Origin of the sequence: Sulfurovum sp. TSL6 (genome assembly GCF_019972115.1) — a bacterium.
GTDB lineage: Bacteria > Campylobacterota > Campylobacteria > Campylobacterales > Sulfurovaceae > Sulfurovum.
On the sequence record NZ_BPFJ01000003.1, the window covers coordinates 220361 to 239478 of the forward strand.

At 39.3% G+C, this 19118-nt stretch carries 19 protein-coding genes; 17 read left to right on the forward strand and 2 right to left on the reverse strand.

Annotated features, from left to right (window positions below):
• The first annotated feature begins 1 nt into the window (after position 1).
• The 3 genes from LDM93_RS10040 to LDM93_RS10050 all read left to right on the forward strand — a co-directional run bounded on the left by LDM93_RS10040 (position 2) and on the right by LDM93_RS10050 (position 2737).
• On the forward strand, positions 2-610 hold the full coding sequence (locus LDM93_RS10040) for a DsbA family protein (RefSeq protein WP_223892272.1): 609 nt from the start codon (positions 2-4) through the stop codon (positions 608-610).
• Positions 611-628: 18 nt separating this feature from the next.
• Entirely contained in the window at positions 629-1936 is a 1308-nt protein-coding gene (locus LDM93_RS10045; protein WP_223892273.1) for a sodium:proton antiporter, read from the forward strand.
• A 246-nt stretch (positions 1937-2182) separates the two neighbouring features.
• Positions 2183-2737 (forward strand): manganese efflux pump MntP family protein, encoded by a 555-nt coding sequence (locus tag LDM93_RS10050; protein WP_223892274.1) that lies wholly within the window; start codon positions 2183-2185, stop codon positions 2735-2737.
• 319 nt (positions 2738-3056) lie between these two features.
• On the opposite strand, the gene glnA is transcribed toward LDM93_RS10050, so the two are convergent.
• Together glnA and LDM93_RS10060 are read right to left on the reverse strand one after the other, a co-directional pair.
• Positions 3057-4487, reverse strand: a complete 1431-nt coding sequence (gene glnA, locus LDM93_RS10055) for a type I glutamate--ammonia ligase (RefSeq protein WP_223892275.1) — start codon at positions 4485-4487, stop codon at positions 3057-3059.
• A gap of 71 nt (positions 4488-4558) precedes the next feature.
• Positions 4559-5347: a histidinol-phosphatase gene (locus LDM93_RS10060; RefSeq protein ID WP_374706129.1), complete on the reverse strand. Its 789-nt coding sequence runs from the start codon at positions 5345-5347 to the stop codon at positions 4559-4561.
• A gap of 81 nt (positions 5348-5428) precedes the next feature.
• Here LDM93_RS10060 and LDM93_RS10065 point away from each other — a divergent pair, with 81 nt between their 5' ends.
• From LDM93_RS10065 to LDM93_RS10130, 14 genes are all read left to right on the forward strand, one after another.
• Positions 5429-8446 (forward strand): ankyrin repeat domain-containing protein, encoded by a 3018-nt coding sequence (locus LDM93_RS10065; protein WP_223892276.1) that lies wholly within the window; start codon positions 5429-5431, stop codon positions 8444-8446.
• A gap of 92 nt (positions 8447-8538) precedes the next feature.
• Positions 8539-9900, forward strand: a complete 1362-nt coding sequence (locus LDM93_RS10070; protein WP_223892277.1) for a U32 family peptidase — start codon at positions 8539-8541, stop codon at positions 9898-9900.
• Positions 9897-10391: a 5-(carboxyamino)imidazole ribonucleotide mutase gene (purE, locus tag LDM93_RS10075; RefSeq protein WP_223892278.1), complete on the forward strand. Its 495-nt coding sequence runs from the start codon at positions 9897-9899 to the stop codon at positions 10389-10391. Before LDM93_RS10070 ends, purE (LDM93_RS10075) begins: the two co-directional genes overlap by 4 nt.
• Before the next feature lie 24 nt (positions 10392-10415).
• A complete protein-coding gene (gene glyQ, locus LDM93_RS10080; RefSeq protein WP_223892279.1) occupies positions 10416-11309 on the forward strand; it encodes a glycine--tRNA ligase subunit alpha in 894 nt (297 codons plus the stop codon).
• Positions 11310-11339: 30 nt separating this feature from the next.
• On the forward strand, positions 11340-12500 hold the full coding sequence (locus tag LDM93_RS10085) for a 5-(carboxyamino)imidazole ribonucleotide synthase (RefSeq protein ID WP_223892280.1): 1161 nt from the start codon (positions 11340-11342) through the stop codon (positions 12498-12500).
• Positions 12488-12988: a 5-(carboxyamino)imidazole ribonucleotide mutase gene (gene purE, locus LDM93_RS10090; protein ID WP_223892281.1), complete on the forward strand. Its 501-nt coding sequence runs from the start codon at positions 12488-12490 to the stop codon at positions 12986-12988. Before LDM93_RS10085 ends, purE (LDM93_RS10090) begins: the two co-directional genes overlap by 13 nt.
• Before the next feature lies 1 nt (position 12989).
• Positions 12990-13718, forward strand: coding sequence for a Nif3-like dinuclear metal center hexameric protein (locus LDM93_RS10095; RefSeq protein WP_223892282.1), 729 nt, complete (start codon positions 12990-12992; stop codon positions 13716-13718).
• A 61-nt stretch (positions 13719-13779) separates the two neighbouring features.
• Positions 13780-14499: a zinc ribbon domain-containing protein gene (locus LDM93_RS10100; protein WP_223892283.1), complete on the forward strand. Its 720-nt coding sequence runs from the start codon at positions 13780-13782 to the stop codon at positions 14497-14499.
• 10 nt (positions 14500-14509) lie between these two features.
• Positions 14510-15679, forward strand: coding sequence for a lipid IV(A) 3-deoxy-D-manno-octulosonic acid transferase (waaA, locus tag LDM93_RS10105; RefSeq protein ID WP_223892284.1), 1170 nt, complete (start codon positions 14510-14512; stop codon positions 15677-15679).
• Positions 15669-15968, forward strand: a complete 300-nt coding sequence (locus LDM93_RS10110) for a DUF167 domain-containing protein (protein WP_223892285.1) — start codon at positions 15669-15671, stop codon at positions 15966-15968. The genes waaA and LDM93_RS10110 overlap by 11 nt, the downstream gene beginning before the upstream one ends.
• A gap of 109 nt (positions 15969-16077) precedes the next feature.
• Complete coding sequence (locus LDM93_RS10115) at positions 16078-16815, forward strand: RluA family pseudouridine synthase (protein ID WP_223892286.1); 738 nt, start codon at positions 16078-16080, stop codon at positions 16813-16815.
• 228 nt (positions 16816-17043) lie between these two features.
• Positions 17044-18402, forward strand: a complete 1359-nt coding sequence (gene ffh / locus LDM93_RS10120) for a signal recognition particle protein (RefSeq protein WP_223892287.1) — start codon at positions 17044-17046, stop codon at positions 18400-18402.
• Between the two features lie 234 nt (positions 18403-18636).
• On the forward strand, positions 18637-18867 hold the full coding sequence (gene rpsP / locus LDM93_RS10125; RefSeq protein WP_223892288.1) for a 30S ribosomal protein S16: 231 nt from the start codon (positions 18637-18639) through the stop codon (positions 18865-18867).
• Positions 18868-18872: 5 nt separating this feature from the next.
• On the forward strand, positions 18873-19115 hold the full coding sequence (locus LDM93_RS10130) for a KH domain-containing protein (protein ID WP_223892289.1): 243 nt from the start codon (positions 18873-18875) through the stop codon (positions 19113-19115).
• Positions 19116-19118: the final 3 nt, after the last annotated feature.

A 19118-nucleotide genomic window follows, 5' to 3' on the forward strand; every position in this document is an offset into this window, starting at 1 on the left:
AATGCAAAAAGAGTTGATCTTTGTTCTTGATCCCATGTGTTCATGGTGTTGGGGATTTGCGCCTGTGATAGAAGAGCTACGTACTACACTGAATGACGAGTATACGTTCTCTCTGGTCTTAGGTGGCTTACGTACCAAAGGTCAAATGTCTTGGAATGAGAGTGCAAAAGCGTATCTAAAAGGACATTGGAGACAAGTCTCACAAAGCACAGGACAGACATTTTCAGACAGCTTATTTGAAAAAGTGTTTTTTGACTACGACACATACCCTGCATGCAAAGCAGTGATAACTGTAAGAGAACTTTTCGGGATGCAAAGTGCTTTTGATTATTTGCATACGATACAAGAAGCATTTTATACCAGGGCTGAAGATATCACAAACCTAGAGATTTTAACCAGTTTACTACATAGGTCAGAGTCAGATAAAAGCGCATTTAAAACGTTCTTTGAAAGTGACAGAGCACAGCTTCTGATGGAACATGATTTCGCAAAAGCACGTTCCATGGGTGCCAATGCATTTCCTTCGGTAGTCGTCATAGATGAAGAGGGACACATGGTCTGCCAAAAAGGCTATCGAAGTCTACATGAACTGCAAAAGCTCTTAAAATAACACTATTAAAGGAAAATCATGCATAGTTTCGCACCAGAGATCATACTTATCACTATACTGGGGTTGGTTGTCTTTTCAGATGCCTTGGCCAACAAACTCAAGATACCTTCGGTTTTTTTACTGCTCATAGGTTCCTATGTGATATACACTTATGTACCTATGGCAGTACCGATAGACCTTCCACACTATTTTGATACGATCATCTTGTTGTGTATCCCTCTTATCTTCATGGGTGATGCGTTACATCTGCATTTTTCTGACATCAAAAAACATGGCTGGAGTATCTTCTATCTGGCAGTGATCGCGGTGGCTCTTTCTATTGCTGCCGGGGCAAGTATGTACTACTTCGGGATCTTTGAAGGACTGACACTTGGCGCTTATGTCTCACTCTTTGCGATCAACATGGCGACTGATGCGGTGAGTGTGCAGTCGGTACTTTCCCGCTTTAAAGGTATCGGTCATGATATCAAAGTGTTGATCGAGGGTGAATCTTTAGGTAACGATGCCACTGCTGTTATCGCCTTTTTCTTCATAGGACTGCCATGGATGATGAGCGGTACGATCGATGCGGGTGAAGCGGCAATGGATGCGATACGTGTTTTTGCAGTGAGTATGGGGATGGGTATCGGCCTTGGATATCTCTTCTATATGCTGATGAAACTGATCAATGATAAAAGAGGAGAGCTTTTTGTTTTTATCATCGAAGCGTATCTTGCGTATGTCGTAGCTGAGCATTTTCATGTCAGTGGTATCCTAACGTTGATCACGGCAATCATCGCAACCAAGGCTTGGATCGATATCGATATGAAGACGTTAGAGGAAGGGGAAGCGAAAAAAAGCAAAACATTTTTACAGAAACTTCGTCTGCATGGCATTGACTCGACCACTTCCGAACGTATGGAGTATATTTATGAAATGGCAAAAGAGTTTGGGTATATCGCAGCAGTCATGATCTTCTTTGTTTTGGCAGAGATGGTAAGTCTAGAGAAGTTCTGGGAGTATAAAGCAGAGATATTCACAATGTTCATCATTACGACATTGATCCGTGCAGTCTCTATGGCAAAATTCGCTTTTTGGGGCAGTAAGCTAGAACAGATCAAGCCGGTGGGGTTTGAAGGGTGGTTTATCCTCACTTTCTCAGGTATGAAAGGGGCACTTTCTATCATCCTTGTACATATGATCCCTTCATCATTTGAATATAAAGAGCTTTTTGAAGTGGTTACTACGGGAGTTGTGATGATGTCTATCTTTGTCTATGGTACAACGCTTTGGGCATATTTTACCTTCTTTAGAAAAGAGGAAGAGAAAAAGCTGTTTACGCACTAGTCCGATATATTTTTGAAGATAAAAAACAAAATGGAAACCTTATAAAGTTATATATTTTATAAGGTTTTTAAAATCATTCAGCCTCTTTGCTCTTAACTTTATACATACCTTTATGAGCACAACACAAAGTGTCTATGGGTTGTTTCGTCAGGAATGGCACTTTACTTTTCATTGGCTGAAAATGTTAATATGGTATTTAATCAACTGACCATGCTATAATTCTACACTTTTCTACAGGATATTATTATGGATATGCTTCTCATTCTTGCTGTTGCACTTGCAATGGACTCTGTCGCCGTTTCAATCGCAATTGGTTCAAAACACAAAAAAATCCTTTTTCCTAGAATACTATTAATTTCAGCAGTTTTTGGATTATTTCAGGGAGCTATGCCATTAGTCGGATACCTTATTGGCATAAGTTTTGCTCAATATGTTCAGGCATATGACCACTGGATTGCATTTGCGTTACTCGTAGGTTTAGGTGGAAAGATGCTCTATGAAGCATACAAAGATGAATTTGACGAAGAAGTAACTGACTTATCGGACAAAACCCTCATTACATTAGCCATTGCAACCAGCATAGATGCAATGGCTGTTGGGGTAACCTTTGCTTTTTTACAAACTGATATTTATACGGCATCAGGCATTATTGCTCTGGTAACATTTCTAATGTGTTTAGGTGCAGTATATATTGGAAAGAAGTTAGGTTCTCTTCTCGAATCCAAGGCTGAAATGCTTGGAGGAGTGATCCTTATCGGATTAGGATTTAAAATTCTTCTCGAACACACGGGCGTTCTGTAGTTAGGTCCATTTTCTTCATGATTATAGTGTGTTATTCTCAATTTTTCGAATTTTTTTCATAAATAACATATATATTGCTCACACCCTCGGAGCGGATACTAGCAACCATTTGTTCAAGAAACACTATGCGCACCTTTTTTGCATTAAATCCTAAAATAAATAGAGCTAATCCAAAACCTTATAAAATGTGCTATATGGAAGGTTTTATAATGAAAACGATAAAAGAAAACATAAACTCAAAAGAGTTTAAAAAATGAAATTAATAGATATATTTTGATGAAAAAAGAAGTACTTCCGGGCAGAAGCCCGAAAGGAAAGATTAGCAAGAGTACGTTGTAATATACTCAAATGCAGTTGGTCTACCTTCATCTGGCCAGATCTGTGTTTCGAACTGGTAGTGTTGGAATGTATCAATGAAATCATCAGTAAAGACTGGTTTCAAGAAGTCATTGTCACCGATGAGTCCTTCAACAGCTTCTCTTAATGTGTGAGGCATTTGAGGAATCTTTTTCTCTCTGATCTCATCAAGGCTAAGCTCGAAAAGGTCTTCATCCATAGGTCCAACCATATCATAACCGCTTTTTTTGATTCCATCGATTCCAGCCATCATTAATGCAGCAAACCCAAGGTATGGACATGCAGTTGAATCTGGGAATCTTGTTTCGATTCTTGTTGCCATCTCACCCGCACCATAAGGGATACGACAAGCTGCCGATCTGTTTTGGCTTGAGTAAGTCAAGATAGATGGTGCTTCAAAACCTGGAAGAAGTCTCTTGTAAGAGTTTGTCGTAGGATTTGTAAATGCCGCTACTGCTGCAGAGTGTTTAAAGATCCCGCTTAGGTAGTCAAGTGCTGTTTTACTTAAATTTCCATATTCACCCTCTTTATAGAAAAGGTTCTTACCATCTTTCCAGATAGACTGGTGTACGTGCATACCGTTACCATTGTCACCGTAAAGTGGTTTAGGCATAAAGGTCGCTGTTTTACCGTTAAGGTGTGCTACCATTTTGACAACATATTTGTATTTTTGTACATTATCTGCTGCTTCGATCAATGTACCGAACTTGATACCGATCTCACCTTGACCCTGTGCCACTTCGTGGTGACCAAGCATTACTTCTAGGCCTACTTCTTCAAGAAGTAGCATCATTTCAGCTCTTAGATCAACCATAGAGTCTGTTGGCATTACTGGGAAGTATCCACCTTTTGTACCTGGTCTGTGACCCATGTTCCCTTGCTCATATTTCGTATCATGGTTCCATTGACCTTCTTCAGTGTCCACTTTGTAGTATGCAGAGTTGATGTCATCTCTGAACTCAACATTGTCAAAGATAAAGAATTCATTCTCAGGACCGAAGTATGCTACATCACCGATGTTCGCTTCTTCAAGGTATTCTAAAGATTTTTTAGCGATCGATCTTGGACACTTTTCATACATTTGACTTTTGTAGATATCATACACATCACAGATTACAATGATAGTACTGTCAGCAGTAAAAGGATCAAGGAATGCAGTTTCAACATCTGGTTTAAGAAGCATATCTGATTTATGAATAGGCTGCCAAGCTTCGATAGATGAACCATCAAATGGAAGACCTGCTTCTAGCATTTCAGCTGATACAGCATGCATTCTATAACTAATGTGGTGCCATGCACCTTTAATATCTGTAAATCTAAAGTCTACAAACTCTACTTCATTTTCTTTACAATATTTAAAAAACTCTTCTGTGTTGTTCACAAATTTACCCATGTAACTACTCCTAAATTAAAATTATTCTATTATTGTAGCCATAAATAAATTAGTTACATCAGTGTTTTTGCTTAAAAAGTAATCAATTGTCTATCTCGGCCTTCAAAAGTAGCAGCTTTTGTATATCCAACCTCTTTTGCAAGTGTTGTAGCAATGTCATAACCAAAACCTACCTGTTCAACTGAATGGGCATCAGAAGAGAAGGTAATAGGGATATCAAGTGCATAGGCTTCTTCCATTAATTCTCTTGACGGGTAGAGTTCCCCTACAGGTTTACGAAGACCGGCTGTATTAACTTCAAGGACCATATTGGACTTTTTGATGGCTTGCAGTGCATCTTTTGCCAAGAGTCTTACATCTTTTTTTGGCAGAAATTTAAATACCTTGATGAGGTCCAGGTGTCCTACGATGTCGAACTTCCCGGATCTTGCCATCGCTTCAGTGGCTTCGAAATAGGCTTTCCATATCTCATCAATATCTTTGTTTTTCCATCCGGCGATGAATTCAGGATTATCAAAACTCCACTTATCGATGAAGTGTACAGAACCTATAAGATAGTCCACTGTTGCATCTAAAACACGATCGTCCATATGCCCCGGAAGATAATCCACTTCGTAACCAAACAGTATACGGATATCATTTTTGTACCGCTCTTTAGCACTTAAGACATCTTCTGTATAGGCTTGCATCTCTTCAAAGGCGAGACGATAATGCGGGTCAAAGTCCATAGGTGCATGTTCAGAAAACCCATAAATATCTATGTCCAGTTCAATGGCTTTTTGGATGTACTCATCTACTGTACCCTCAGCATGGTTGCAACGTGTTGTGTGGTTATGTATATCTATTCGTGTCATTTTCATAATTGGGATTATACCATATTCACTTCTGACGTATAACTATAAAATTAATTACAAAAAATAAAAATTGTTGTAGAATCACTTATGAAAAAAATTATTTTAAACTTATTTTTAATTGTTCTTTCTTTTGGTAGTGTTGCTTATGCTGACATAAACTCTATAGCTTCACTCAAAGCATTTATAAAAGATGGACAAAAGAACAATTATTTTCCCAAAACGATTTTACTCAATACCTTTAGTCAGAAAAACAAATTAACCCAGGTTGACCTTGATTTTAGGACAGTGATCCATTGGGATATCAATTCTAGATGTCCTGATCATGAAGATGAGATCATACTTGCACTTGGGAGTAAAAACCATTCTATTGTCTGTAACGCTGGAGATACAGCAGGTATTTTAGGTATAGGAGATAATTGGGTAGATGATGCGACAGGTAATGACATTTATTATCCAGGTAAGGGTAATGATACTATAGATGCAGGTTCAGGTAATGATATTTTGATCTTTGATGCTCATTGGGGTCATGATAAGGTGATATTACGTTCGCATAAAGTTAACAGGGATTCAATTTTGGGGTATGATGGATCATATCTGTGGGAATACAGTGATTTTATTATTTTTGGGAAAGAGGTAAAACGAGAAGATATCGTTTGGCAGGGAAAGAAACTTTACCATCTTAAAACAGGGGACAGCATTGAGCTTAATACCAAAGAAGTGAATATACTTTTTGCTTCTGACCCTAAAAACAATATGCTTGATGTCCCAACACAAGAACTTATTAGTCTGGAAGATCTTAAATCAGAGAGTATTTTTGTAAAAGATAATTATCTTTATCTTGCCAAAGGGAATGAAGGGCTTTATATTGTAGATATTAAAGATATATCAAACCCTTTTATTGTTTCAAAACTTGTACTTCCAGGACGGGCACTTGTTGTTGAAGTTGAGAATGATGTTGCATATGTATCACAGGGAGATTACTATCTAGAAGGGAAAAAGGGATGGGTAAGTATCGTTGATATTTATGATCAAAAACATCCCAAAGTTCTAAAAAATTTAAAGTTTGGTAATAATATCACAAGTCTTTCAGTGCATCAAAATAGACTTTATATTCCAGATACACATTCACGAAGTGGGGATAGACAATTATATATTTATGATGTCTCTAATCCACAAAATCCTCTACGTTTATCGAATATTAAACTTAAAGATTCTGTAAGTGACTTAGTATATCTCGATGAAACACTTTATCTAAGTCAAGGATTTGGTAAATTGACTATTCTGGATGTAAGTAACCCAAGGGATCCTAAGTTAGTGAAAAAAACGCCTCTATACAATAAAAGGGTCAATAGTATAAGTGTAAAAAATGATCTTTTAGTATACACACACAAGGATGATAGTATGAGTGTGTTTCATTTACAAAAAGACCATACTTTACAAAACATTTGTGAATTAAAAACAGTGAAAAAGAACAAGTATCATGAGTTTTCTCATCATAATGCATTAGCGATAGAAGATGATCTTATCTATAGAGCAGAGGGGCCAAAAGGTATCTCTGTTAGCAGTATCAGTGAATGTAAGGTGGTCAATGTATTGCCTTCTGAAACGAAACCATGGACCACAGCACTTATAAAAATCGACAATAAGCTTGTAAGTTTTACTACTGGCAATCGTGGGAAAGTCTATGATCTAAAAAAGGATATGATTCATATAGAACAAAAACTGCCTTCTGTTAAGAAAAAAACTTCAAACGTTGATGTGGCTAACATTTTGAGCAAGGATCAGCTTCAAACACTGCTTTATAAAACTGTAATGAAAAATAATCCCAAAGAGGTCAAGCGTTTATGTAAGCTTGGTGCAAATCCTAACGTATCAGGTCATGAGAGATACACACCTATAGAGATTGCAGCAAGAACGGGCAAAGTATGGGCACTTGAAGCACTGCTTGAGTGTGGTGGAAAAGCAACTAAAAAAAGTATGTTCCTCGCTGCACTTACTGAACAAAATGAAGCCATGAAAGTACTTGAAAAATATGGTGTACCTGTCACAGTTAGGGATAAAGATGACTGTACTACTTTGCACTTTATTGCACAAGACGGTAGTTTGGATATGGTAAAGTATCTTATAGAAAAAGGCGTCCCCTATAACGCAACATGCAGAAACTTAGAGTCACCATTGACTTGGGCAAATTATGGAAGCAATTGTAAGGTGATTGAATACCTTGAAAGCCTTTACCCTCCATCACACGATAAGACAAAAAATAAAAAATGTGAAAGTAGAAAAATCAATGAAGACTTAAGAAGGATCAAGTCACTTGTAAGAGAGCTAAATGTGAATAAAAGATCCAATTATATGGATCGGGATAATTCTACGGATATGAAGATAAAAACTATACAAAAGGGTGATGAGCTTAGAGTAAAATTGTTGATAAAAAATCCTATGTTGACAGACGAACAGGCAACCAAAAAAAGAATAAATGTTGATTTTATAGAACATATCACGCTCAGAGTTGGAGAGAGGATCGTGTTTGATATGTCAAACAGTGCCTATCTAAGTAAAAACCCTCTTATCGCCGTAAAAACGACAAATTTCACAACAGATGAAAACGTGACATTGACCATCACAGATAATCATGGTAGAAAAGAGAGTAAGAGTTCAACGATTAAAGTAGCAAGCCCATTGAATACAAAGAAGAAGGTTTGGGAAAATGGAGAAGTACGTGACTATAGAAAGACTAATCCTACACTGTGGCGTGCAAGAACAGTCACTGATGCAGCTGAAATACTCTATGGTAATGTAGATTATCATGAGGGTAATTTCAAGATCACTCTGCCCAGGGTAGCTATCAGTAGTGCTTATGTAAATATCAGAATACAATCTGATCTGGATCTTGAATCTATGGCACTTTTAACTAATGCGAACCCGCACTCAACAATCGCTGTATTTTCTATACCAAAAGGTACAAAAGTAGATTACGACTTGAGGATTAAAGCAAAAAACTATGTTGAACCTTATGTAGTGATAATTGCGAAAGGAAGAGATGGAAAGTTCTATAAAAGTATAAAGATTTTTCAGGTTGCACGAAGTGGAGACAACTGTTCCTGAACCTTATCTGCATAGGTGAATATTGTCTGTAAAACTGTTCTTTACCACTAATAGGATAAAATAAGAACCAAATAAATTCCATTAGGCAAAAGATGACAGATCAAAATAAAGTAGAACTTTTAGCACCAGCAGGTAACTTGGAGAAGATGAAGATCGCTCTAAACTATGGGGCAGATGCCGTCTATGGGGGTACCAGTACCTTTTCATTGCGTATCCGTTCAGGTAAAGAGTTTGATATGGATTCCTATGCTGAAGGGATAGCGTATGCCCATGCTCGTGGCAAAAAAGTCTACTCTACGGTGAACTCCTTTCCTTTTAATTCACAAATGAAGCTCTATGAAAACCACATTGCCAAGATCGCTGAGCTTAAACCGGATGCGCTGATCGTCTCCAGTCCGGGTGTGGTCAAGATAGCACATCGCATTGCACCGGACATTCCTATCCACCTTTCTACACAAGCCAATGTGATGAATGCTATGGATGCAGAGGTCTATTATGACCTTGGGGTAAAGCGTATTATCGTTGCCCGTGAAATAAGTTTGAAAGACTGTGAAGCCATTAAGCATCATTTGCCTGACCTTGAATTAGAGATATTTGTGCATGGTTCGATGTGTTTTGCTTACTCAGGACGCTGTCTCATCTCTTCACTGCAAACGGGTCGTGTACCTAACCGTGGATCTTGTGCCAATGACTGCCGTTTCCCTTATGAAGTTTACGCACATAACCCTGAGTCCGGAACTACATTCAGACTGGATGAAGAAGAGGGTATCGGTACGTATATCATGAATGCTAAAGATATGAATATGGCATCACATATAGATGAGATACTCAAATCAGGTGTCATAGACTCACTGAAGATAGAAGGACGTACGAAGTCTCCTTATTATGCAGGGGTGGTAACAAAAGCCTACCGTCAGGCGATCGATGATTTCTATGCCAATAAGTTTGATGCTGCACGGTATCAAGAGGAACTCAACACTACGCAAAACCGCGGGTTTACAGATGCCTATCTGCTTTCACGGCCTTTTGATAGAACGGAGACGGAATCGAATGAATTCTCTATACAGTACGGTACCCATCAGGTTGCGGGGCTTGTCCTGGAAGATGGCCTGACATGGAAGTGTAAAGATAAAACGTGCATAGGTGATACGGTAGAGATCGTCTTGCCTGTGGGTGCGACAGTTGAGCTGGTAGACAATGATGTAGGCAAGATAGATGAGGTAGACGGAAAGTATTGGCTTACATTTAAAAAGATGCGTTCTGAAACAGGCAAGGAGTTTGAGTGTATTCACTCGGGTGATTTGAATAATATTCTTTTACCAACTCAATTGCCAGGATATACTATATTGAGACGTGAGATAGGTGAAGCATTGGAGAACAAGGGCTTGACGGAGAGTTCAACACCTATGAAACAGGAACATGAGGACAAACCGATAACTAAGGATGTGAAATGAAATTTGTATCGATCGTAATGGAAAGCAAAAGCGACTATAGTATTATGTCTGAGTGTTCAGAAACATTGCAAAAGTTTGGTGTGCCGTATGAGCTTATCATCTCTTCAGCACACAGAAGTCTTGAGAGAACTATGCAATACGTTAAAGAATCAGAAGCTAAAGGTGCACAAGTGTACATAGCAGCATCAGGTATGGCAGCACACCTTGCCGGTGCATTGGCAGCAGCTACGAGTAAACCGGTACTTGGTGTACCTATGGAAAGTGGAGCACTGAAGGGTGAAGATGCACTTCTTTCTACAGTGATGATGACAGCAGGTATGCCAGTAGGTACACTTGCCATCGGTAAATCAGGTGCGGTCAATGCTGCATATTTGGCTATACAGATCATGGCACTGCAAGATGATGAGCTTAAAGTAAAACTTCAAGAAGACCGCATAAGCAAAGCAAAGAAAGTAGAACTTGATTCTTCAGAGATTGAAACAATACTGTAAAATTAACACTAGGTAAAAATATAGATGAACAACAACGCCATTACATTTAGCGAACTACTCCTAAAACTACAACAATATTGGGCTGAACAGGGGTGTAATATCGTACAACCCTATGACATCCCTTCGGGTGCAGGAACATTTCACCCTGCCACACTGCTGAGAAGTCTAGACTCTCAGCCTTGGTCAGCTGCCTATGTGGCTCCTTCACGCCGTCCAACAGATGGACGTTATGGGGAAAACCCTAACCGTCTTGGTGCTTATTATCAGTTTCAAGCATTGATCAAGCCCAGTCCTGACAATATTCAAGAGCTTTATTTGAAGTCTTTAGAGTACTTGGGACTGAACCTGCAAGAGCATGATATCCGTTTTGTAGAAGACAACTGGGAGTCTCCGACCTTGGGTGCCTGGGGTCTTGGTTGGGAAGTGTGGCTTGATGGTATGGAAGTGACACAGTTTACCTACTTTCAACAGGTCGGTGGTATCGCTTGTGACCCTGTAGCAGTGGAGATCACGTATGGGACAGAGAGACTTGCGATGTATCTGCAAGGGGTAGATTCAGTGTATGATCTGGTTTGGAACCGTATGGGAGACACTGTCACAACGTATGGTGATGTACATAAAGAGACAGAGTATGAGTTTTCCAAGTATCACTTTGAAGTAGCCAATGTAGAGAACCTGTTCCAACATTTTGAAGATGCTTCCAATGAATGTGAAGTCTGTCTTGATGCAGGCTTGCCTTTACCAGCATATGACCAATGTATGATAGCCTCACATGCTTTTAATGTACTGGATGCAAGAAAAGCGATCTCTCAGGCACAGAGACAGAACTATATTTTAAAAGTAAGAGAACTCTCTATAGGGTGTGCAAAGCTTTATAAAGCACAAGAGCAAGAGCGTGATGAACGTGTTAGAGGCTAGCGTTAGCATCTGTATAGAAGGGATGAACCAGTGATTGAAAAACTAGTAACTTCAAGTTTGAAAATGGGAGTCATTGCCGGTGGACAGCTTGGCAAGATGCTTATTCAAGAGGCTAGTAAATGGGATATTACTACCTATGTACTTGACCCGGATGAGGGATGTTCTGCACGCAATGTAGCTTCTGTCTATGTACAAGGGGACTTTACAGACTTCGACGCAGTCTATGCATTTGGAAAGCGTGTAGATATATTGACTTTTGAACTTGAAAATGTCAATATTGAAGCTTTGCAAAAACTTAAATCTGAGGGGCTTAGAATAGTCCCAGATCCTGATATCTTGGCACTTATCCAGGATAAAGGATTGCAAAAAGAGTTCTATGCAAAGCATGCTATGCCGACATCTCCTTTTGTATGTTGTGAAAATACAGAAGAGATAGCAGAAGCACTCCAAACAGGAAAATTTGCCTATCCTTTTGTGCAAAAGTTACGCAAAGGCGGATATGATGGACATGGTGTCTCACTCATCAACAGTAGTGAGAAAACACTTTTAGATGGTACTTCTATCATAGAGAAAAAAGTAGATATCGATAAAGAGATCGCTGTGATCGCTGCAAGGAACAGTGCAGGAGAAGTGCGTTGTTTCCCTGCTGTAGAGATGACATTTAATGATGAAACCAATTTGGTTGAAGAGATCTTTTGTCCAGCCAATATTACGGAAGAACAGGATAAAACGGCAGAAGCATTAGCGATAGATATTATTGAAAAGTTGGATATGGTCGGGCTTCTGGCTATCGAGTTCTTTATAGACAAACAAGGCCAGATACTCATCAATGAAGTGGCTCCAAGACCGCATAACAGTGGCCATCATACGATAGACAGTGTTGTGACATCTCAACTGGAACAGTTGCTTCGTGCGATACTTGACCTGCCTTTGGGAAGTACAAAGCTCACCAGTGCCTCAGTGATGCTGAACCTTTTGGGAGAGCCGGGGTATGAAGGACCGGTCTATTATGAAGGTTTTAGTGAGTCTCTGGCTATTGATGGGGTCAAGATCCATCTTTATGGTAAAAAAAGCACAAGACCTTCCAGGAAGATGGGACATGTGACCGTTTTGGCAGATACGGTTGAAAATGCATTCAAAAAAGCCAATCAGGTAAAAAATATACTAAAGGTTAAATCATGGAAAAAGTAGTGGTGAGTATCGTTATGGGATCAGATTCTGATCTTCCTGTTATGCAAGAGGCTGCCAATATGTTAGAGCAGTTTAATGTCGGATATGAGCTGGATATCGTCTCAGCACACAGAACACCGGAAAAACTTTTTGAGTTTTCTGCCAATGCACATAAGCGTGGCATTCAAGTCATCATTGCCGGAGCAGGGGGTGCTGCGCACTTACCGGGTATGATAGCTTCCATGTCTCCGCTGCCGGTCATAGGTGTACCCGTAAAGTCAAGCAACTCCATTGACGGATGGGATTCAGTACTCTCCATATTGCAAATGCCTGGAGGTGTACCAGTGGCTACAGTGGCACTCAATGGTGCCAAGAATGCAGGTATCCTTGCTGCGCAGATCGTCTCAACTGCTTCTGAAGAGACTCGAAAAGAGATCATCGCCTATAAGCAGAGTCTTGCGGAGCAAGTGATAGAGAAGTCAAAAAGAGTGAAATCTCAGAAAGTTTAGCATGAAGCTACAAGAAATATATAACCATTTAGATAATATCAGTCCTTTTGAACTTCAAGAGAAATGGGATAACTCCGGACTTATCGTAGGCGAGTTGTCTAGAGAAGTATCTCAGATCGTAGTGGCACTGGACATTGATGAAGAGATGATAGAGACGACAGACGAACATACGCTTTTTGTCGTTCATCATCCACTTATCTTTGGGAAAATGACACAGCTTGATTTTGCAAAGTACCCTTCGAACCTTATCGAAAAGATGATACTTAAGAAGCAATCTCTTATCGCTTTGCATACCAATTTTGACCAAACACATTTGAACAGATATGTTTTTGAAAAGGTTTTAGGCTTTCATCTGGAGTCACAAGATCCTTTTGTCTGTACGACAAAAGGAGAATGGCATTATAAAGAACTTTTGACCCTTTTAAAAGAGAAATTAAACCTGCCTACACTCAAAGTCATAGGCAAGAAAGAGAAGATCAGATCTATCGCTTTAACCACAGGTGCAGGGGCTTCACTGATGGATGAGGTCGAGGCTGACTGTTTTTTGACCGGTGATATAAAGTATCATGATGCAATGAAAGCAATGAGTGAAGATTTGATGATGGTAGACATCGGACACTATGAGAGTGAGAAGTTTTTTGCAGAGATCATTTTGGATGAGTTGAAAGTTTTACCTCTTTTAGCTATAATTTCGAATTCAAAAAACCCATTTCATATTGAAACAATATAAAGTATGGGTTGAACCTCTCAAAATAATCATTGAGAACCCTTAAACTCTAAAAGGACAGAGATTGAACAAACATCTAAAAGAGCTCATCGAGCTTTCAAAAATTGACAAAGCTATAGACAGTTACACGCCGCAGCTTGAAGCATCAGATAAAAAAGTCGCAAAAGTAGAAAAAAAGATCAATGCGGCACAAGCAGAACTTGATACATTAAATGAAAGTATCACTGAAAATGATGCAAAAGTAAAAACATTTGAAGAACAACTCACAATGCTGAATGAACAATTGGCTTCAAATGCTAAAAAATCTAAAGAGATCACTACAGAAAAAGAGATGAAAGCACTCTCTTTGGAAGAAGATATCGCTAAAGAAAAGATGACTTTTGCCAATGAAGAGATCGAAAGACTTCAGAAGATCAATGAAACGACAAAATTGCTTTTAGAAGAAGCAAAGGCAAAAGTAGAAGCATTGACTGCAGAAGCAGAAGCGGTCAATGAAGTGGTATCTGTAGAAAGAGCAGAGATCGAAAAAAACAAGGGTGAACTTTTTGTTGAAAGAGAAAAGCTCAGTAGAGATGTGGAACAAAAAGTACTTGCATTTTATGAGAAGATCCGTATTTGGGCAGGCAATACAGCTGTTGTTCCTGTTAAAAAACAAGCATGTTACGGATGTTACATGAAACTCAATGACAAAACATATTCAGAAGTGATCAAAGCAGATGAAATCGTAAATTGTCCTCACTGTGGACGTATTTTATATATCGAGCCTGTAACAGAAGAAGCATAAGTGTTGCACTATGGAGAAACTTTTCTTTTTTCTCTATAGTTTTCTTTCCTTTCTCCTTTATATACTTGCCCTTCCTTTTTTAGTTGTATTCTCTTTTAAAACCAAATATAAAGACTCGCTGCCCGCAAGATTTTTCTTATGGAACAACAAGCCTTTAAAGCCTCATGGTATCTGGTTCCACTCTTGTAGTTTTGGAGAAGCAAAAGCGATCAAATCTTTAGTAGACAGATTGCCGCAAGAGAGTTTACGGATGAGTACAACAACGCACACGGGTTTTCAAGTGATAGAGGAGTATACGCAAGAGAGCAGATATCTTCCTTTTGAACCTTTACTTTTTGGCTGGCTGAAGCCGCAAAAGGCACTGGTGGTGATGGAGGCTGAGTTTTGGTATCTTCTTTTTGCATTGGCACAGAGCAGAGGAGCTAAAACCTTACTCATCAATGCACGTATGAGTGACAGGTCTTTTCCCAGGTATGAAAAGATAGGATGGCTCTACAGAGAGATCTTTAAGCACATAGATGAAGTGTACGCACAAACAGCGAAAGACAAAGAGCGTTTAGAGTCTTTGGGCGCCCAAAATGTAGTGGTTACGGGTAATATAAAGTTGGCCCATTTACCTTCTATAAGCAAAGAGATAAAAAAACCTTCCAGTTTGGTTGTATGTGGAGCAAGTACGCATGAGGGAGAAGAAGCACTGATCCTGGATGCCTTTGCTGTATTTAAAAAAGAACATCCCGAAGCCGTTCTGCTTTTAGTACCGCGTCATCCGGAACGTTTTGACAAAGTGGCTAAAATGATGGAAGATTTTGCTGAAACGTATCAGGTCACGGCACAACGTTATTCTCAAAATGCAGTGTTGAGTTCTGATATTATTTTAGTAGATGTTTTGGGTGAACTGGTCAATATGTATGCGATCAGCGATATTGTGATACTTGGCGGTGCATTTGAACCTATAGGTGGGCATAATGCGGCAGAGGCAGCACAGTTCGGATGTAAGATCATCTCCGGGGAACACTACTTCAACCAAAAGGATATTTTTGATGCCATTGAAGGTATCGCAGTAGTAGAAGCATCAAATCTTTCAAGAAGACTGTTGCAGCATGGATTGCTTAAACCCACAAAGATAAAAAGCAAGAGTGACATCACTGTCATCACAGAGAGCCTGAAGCGTGTTTTATAACATAGAAGATGAAACCGTCAGTCTACGGATCAAAGCACAACCCAATGCCAGTAAAAACGAATTTTGTGAAGTGTATGGAAACGATGCTATTAAGATACGTATAAAAGCGCCTGCTGTAGAAGGTGCAGCAAACAAAGAGTTAGTGAAATTTCTTGCAAAAAGTTTTAAAGTTTCAAAAAGTGATATACTTTTTAAAACAGGGCAAAACAGCAAGATCAAAATAGTGGCATTTCCACTGAATGATAAATTTATAGAATGGATAAAATTAAATCACAGTAATGTGATTTAAATAAAAAGCGACTAGTCGCGTGAACACTCTGTTGAAGAGAACTAAGTGTTAGCATAGTAAAATGGGCTTTGCTCATTTTGCGTATTATTTAGAAGAAGGATAGAAGAAAATGGCTACAGATAAAGCATATAAAGTCCTTGCAATGGCAAAGGATATATCAAACAACAAAGCAAAAGAACTGATAGACAGAGGACTGGTTTATGTTGAAGATAAAAAAGTAAAGATCGCAAGAGCTGAGATACGTACAGATACGATCTTTCGTATCGAATACCCTGAGGATATAGAGATACTCTACGAAGATGAAGATATCATTGCTGTGAACAAACCGGCACAAGTGGACAGTTATGAGATCCAGGATTCCATAGCAGGTGCAGAACTTCTTCATAGACTTGACAGAGATACATCAGGAGTACTGCTTTTAGGAAAGAACAGAGCATTCATAGAACGTGCCATTAAAGAGTTCAAAAACCGAAAAGTGGAAAAACATTATGTCGCATGGGTAGAGGGTGTAATTTATGAAAAAGTGGAGATAGACGAACCTATCTTCACGGTGAAAAAGGGTAAAGCATTTTCTATGATCGACCCTGTACGAGGTAAAAAAGCACATACCGTGGTCAAACCTGAAGAGATACAAGGTAAAAAGTCTAAAGTACATATAGAGATCACAACAGGAAGAACACATCAGATCCGTGTACATCTTGCACATATAGGACATCCTATTGTAGGGGATGAACAGTATGGAAGCCGTACACAGTCAAAACGTATCCTTTTGCACTCTGCTAAAATGAAGATTTTAGATTATGAGTTTAATGCATCAGAGCCCAAAGACATCGCGAGATACAAATAATGATTTTAAGCCCAACTAGGGTAAAATCGCGTCAATATAAATAATAAAAATCTTAGAAAAACTTCAGATATTTGTCAATAAATGCGATCAGTCGCATGAGCCAACTGCTGAAGTTGACATAGCGTCAGCAATCTCTTGTAAAACAAGTTGCCTAAATGGCAAGTTTTTTTCAAGAGACAATTTTGGGCTTTGCTCAAAATATGTCCTAAGTAATCTTAAGGGTAAGAAATGTTTGATACTTTAACCGATAGTTTTAAAAATGCCATAGGTAAAATTCGTTTTCATGATGATGAAAAGGCACTTAAAAAAGCAACTGCAGAATTGAAGAAATCACTTTTAAAAGCAGATGTACACCACAAAGTGGTCAAAGAGCTCATTAGCAGTGTAGAGATCGAAACCAAGCAAAATGGTGTAGGTAAAGACAACTTCCTCAAAGCACTTCAACATAAACTGACAGACATTTTGACCATAGAGGGTGCACCCAAAGGCTTTACTTTCGCTTCTAAACCGCCAACTGTCGTTCTGATGATAGGTCTACAAGGGTCTGGTAAAACAACGACAACGGGTAAATTAGCCTATTTCCTTAAAGAACAGAAAAAGAAAAAGGTCATGGTTATCGCAGCAGACCTTCAGAGACTTGCAGCGGTAGAGCAGCTCAGACAGATCACTTCACAGATCGAAGTGGAACTCGTGGCTGATGAGAATGCCACACCTGTAGAAATCGTTAAGCAGGGTCTTGAAAAAGCCCAAAAAGAGCTTTATGATGTCGTACTGATAGATACCGCAGGACGTTTGGCTATAGATGATGAATTGATGAATGAGCTTGCAGAGGTGAAGAAGGTAGCAGAACCTGATGAACTTTTCTATGTGGCTGATGCGATGACAGGTCAGGATGCCGTCAGAACAGCACAAACTTTTAAAGAGAAGATCGGAATCACCGGTGTCGTACTTTCCAAGTTTGACGGGGACTCTAAGGGTGGTGTCGCACTTGGACTGACACAACAGGTAGGAGCACCCCTTCGCTTTATAGGTGCAGGTGAAAAAATGCCGGATCTTGAGCAGTTCATCTCAGACAGGATAGTAAGCCGTTTGATGGGTGCAGGAGATGTGGAATCACTGGCTGAAAAAGCTGCCGCTGCCATAGACCCTAAAGAAGCAAAAAAAATGACACAGAAGATCAAAAAAGGTCAGTTCAATTTTAATGATTTCTTGGCACAAATGGAACAGATGAAAAAGCTTGGAAGCATGAAGTCCATTATGGGGATGATCCCTGGTATGGGGAATATGGCGAAACAGATAGGCGATATGGACCTGGAAAACTCTGACGAGATCAAAATGATCAAAGCGATGGTTTCTTCTATGACACCTAAAGAGAGAGAAGACCCGGATCTTCTTACCAATACACGTAAAAGACGTTTGGCAGCAGGTGCAGGACTTGACCAAGTGCAGGTGAACCGTGTGCTTAAGCAGTTTAAGAACGCAGCGAAGATGGCGAAAAAGTTATCAGGCAAGGGCGGTATGAAACAGATGCAGGACATGATGGCACAGATGCAAGGCGGAGGTGGTTTCCCTGGTGGACCACGCTAAGATATGATGCGCTTCTGTATGAAGCAACTACAACTCCCACCTTTATAGGTGAGATGACCATAGAGTTTAATAAAATCTTTATAATTTTTATGGTAAAATCGCGTTCCAAAAGAATTTATGAAGTGTTGATGAGTGTTTTAGTCATTAAAAAACAGTTGTCAGTACTTGTTACGAAAATGCATAACTTTTCCTCGAGATAAGCATTAAAGCAAATGAAAAAACAAAGGATACAATATGACAATGATCAGAATGACAAGAATGGGTAGAAAGAAAAAGCCATTTTATAGAATCGTAGTAACAGACAGCAGAAAAAGAAGAGATGGTGGTTGGATCGAAGCAATCGGTCACTATAACCCAGTAAGTGTAAACAAAGATCTTACACTTGATGAAGAAAGATTGAACTACTGGTTAAGCGTTGGTGCGCAAATGAGCCCAACAGTAAAGAGACTAGCAGGTAAAAAATAGTCTTAATGGTTAAAGATTTCTTGCTCTCATATACCAAACTTTTGGTAAACAACCCTGAAGATATCTCTATAGAGATCGCAGAGGTTGATGAGGGTTTCGATGAGATCACCATCTTTGCAAACAGCGAAGATATAGGTAAACTTATCGGTAAAGAAGGAAGAATGATCAATTCTATCAAAACAGTCATCTCCGGCTGTAAAGCAAAAGGCGGTAAAAATTACCGCGTAAATGTAAAAGCTTCCGAGTAACTC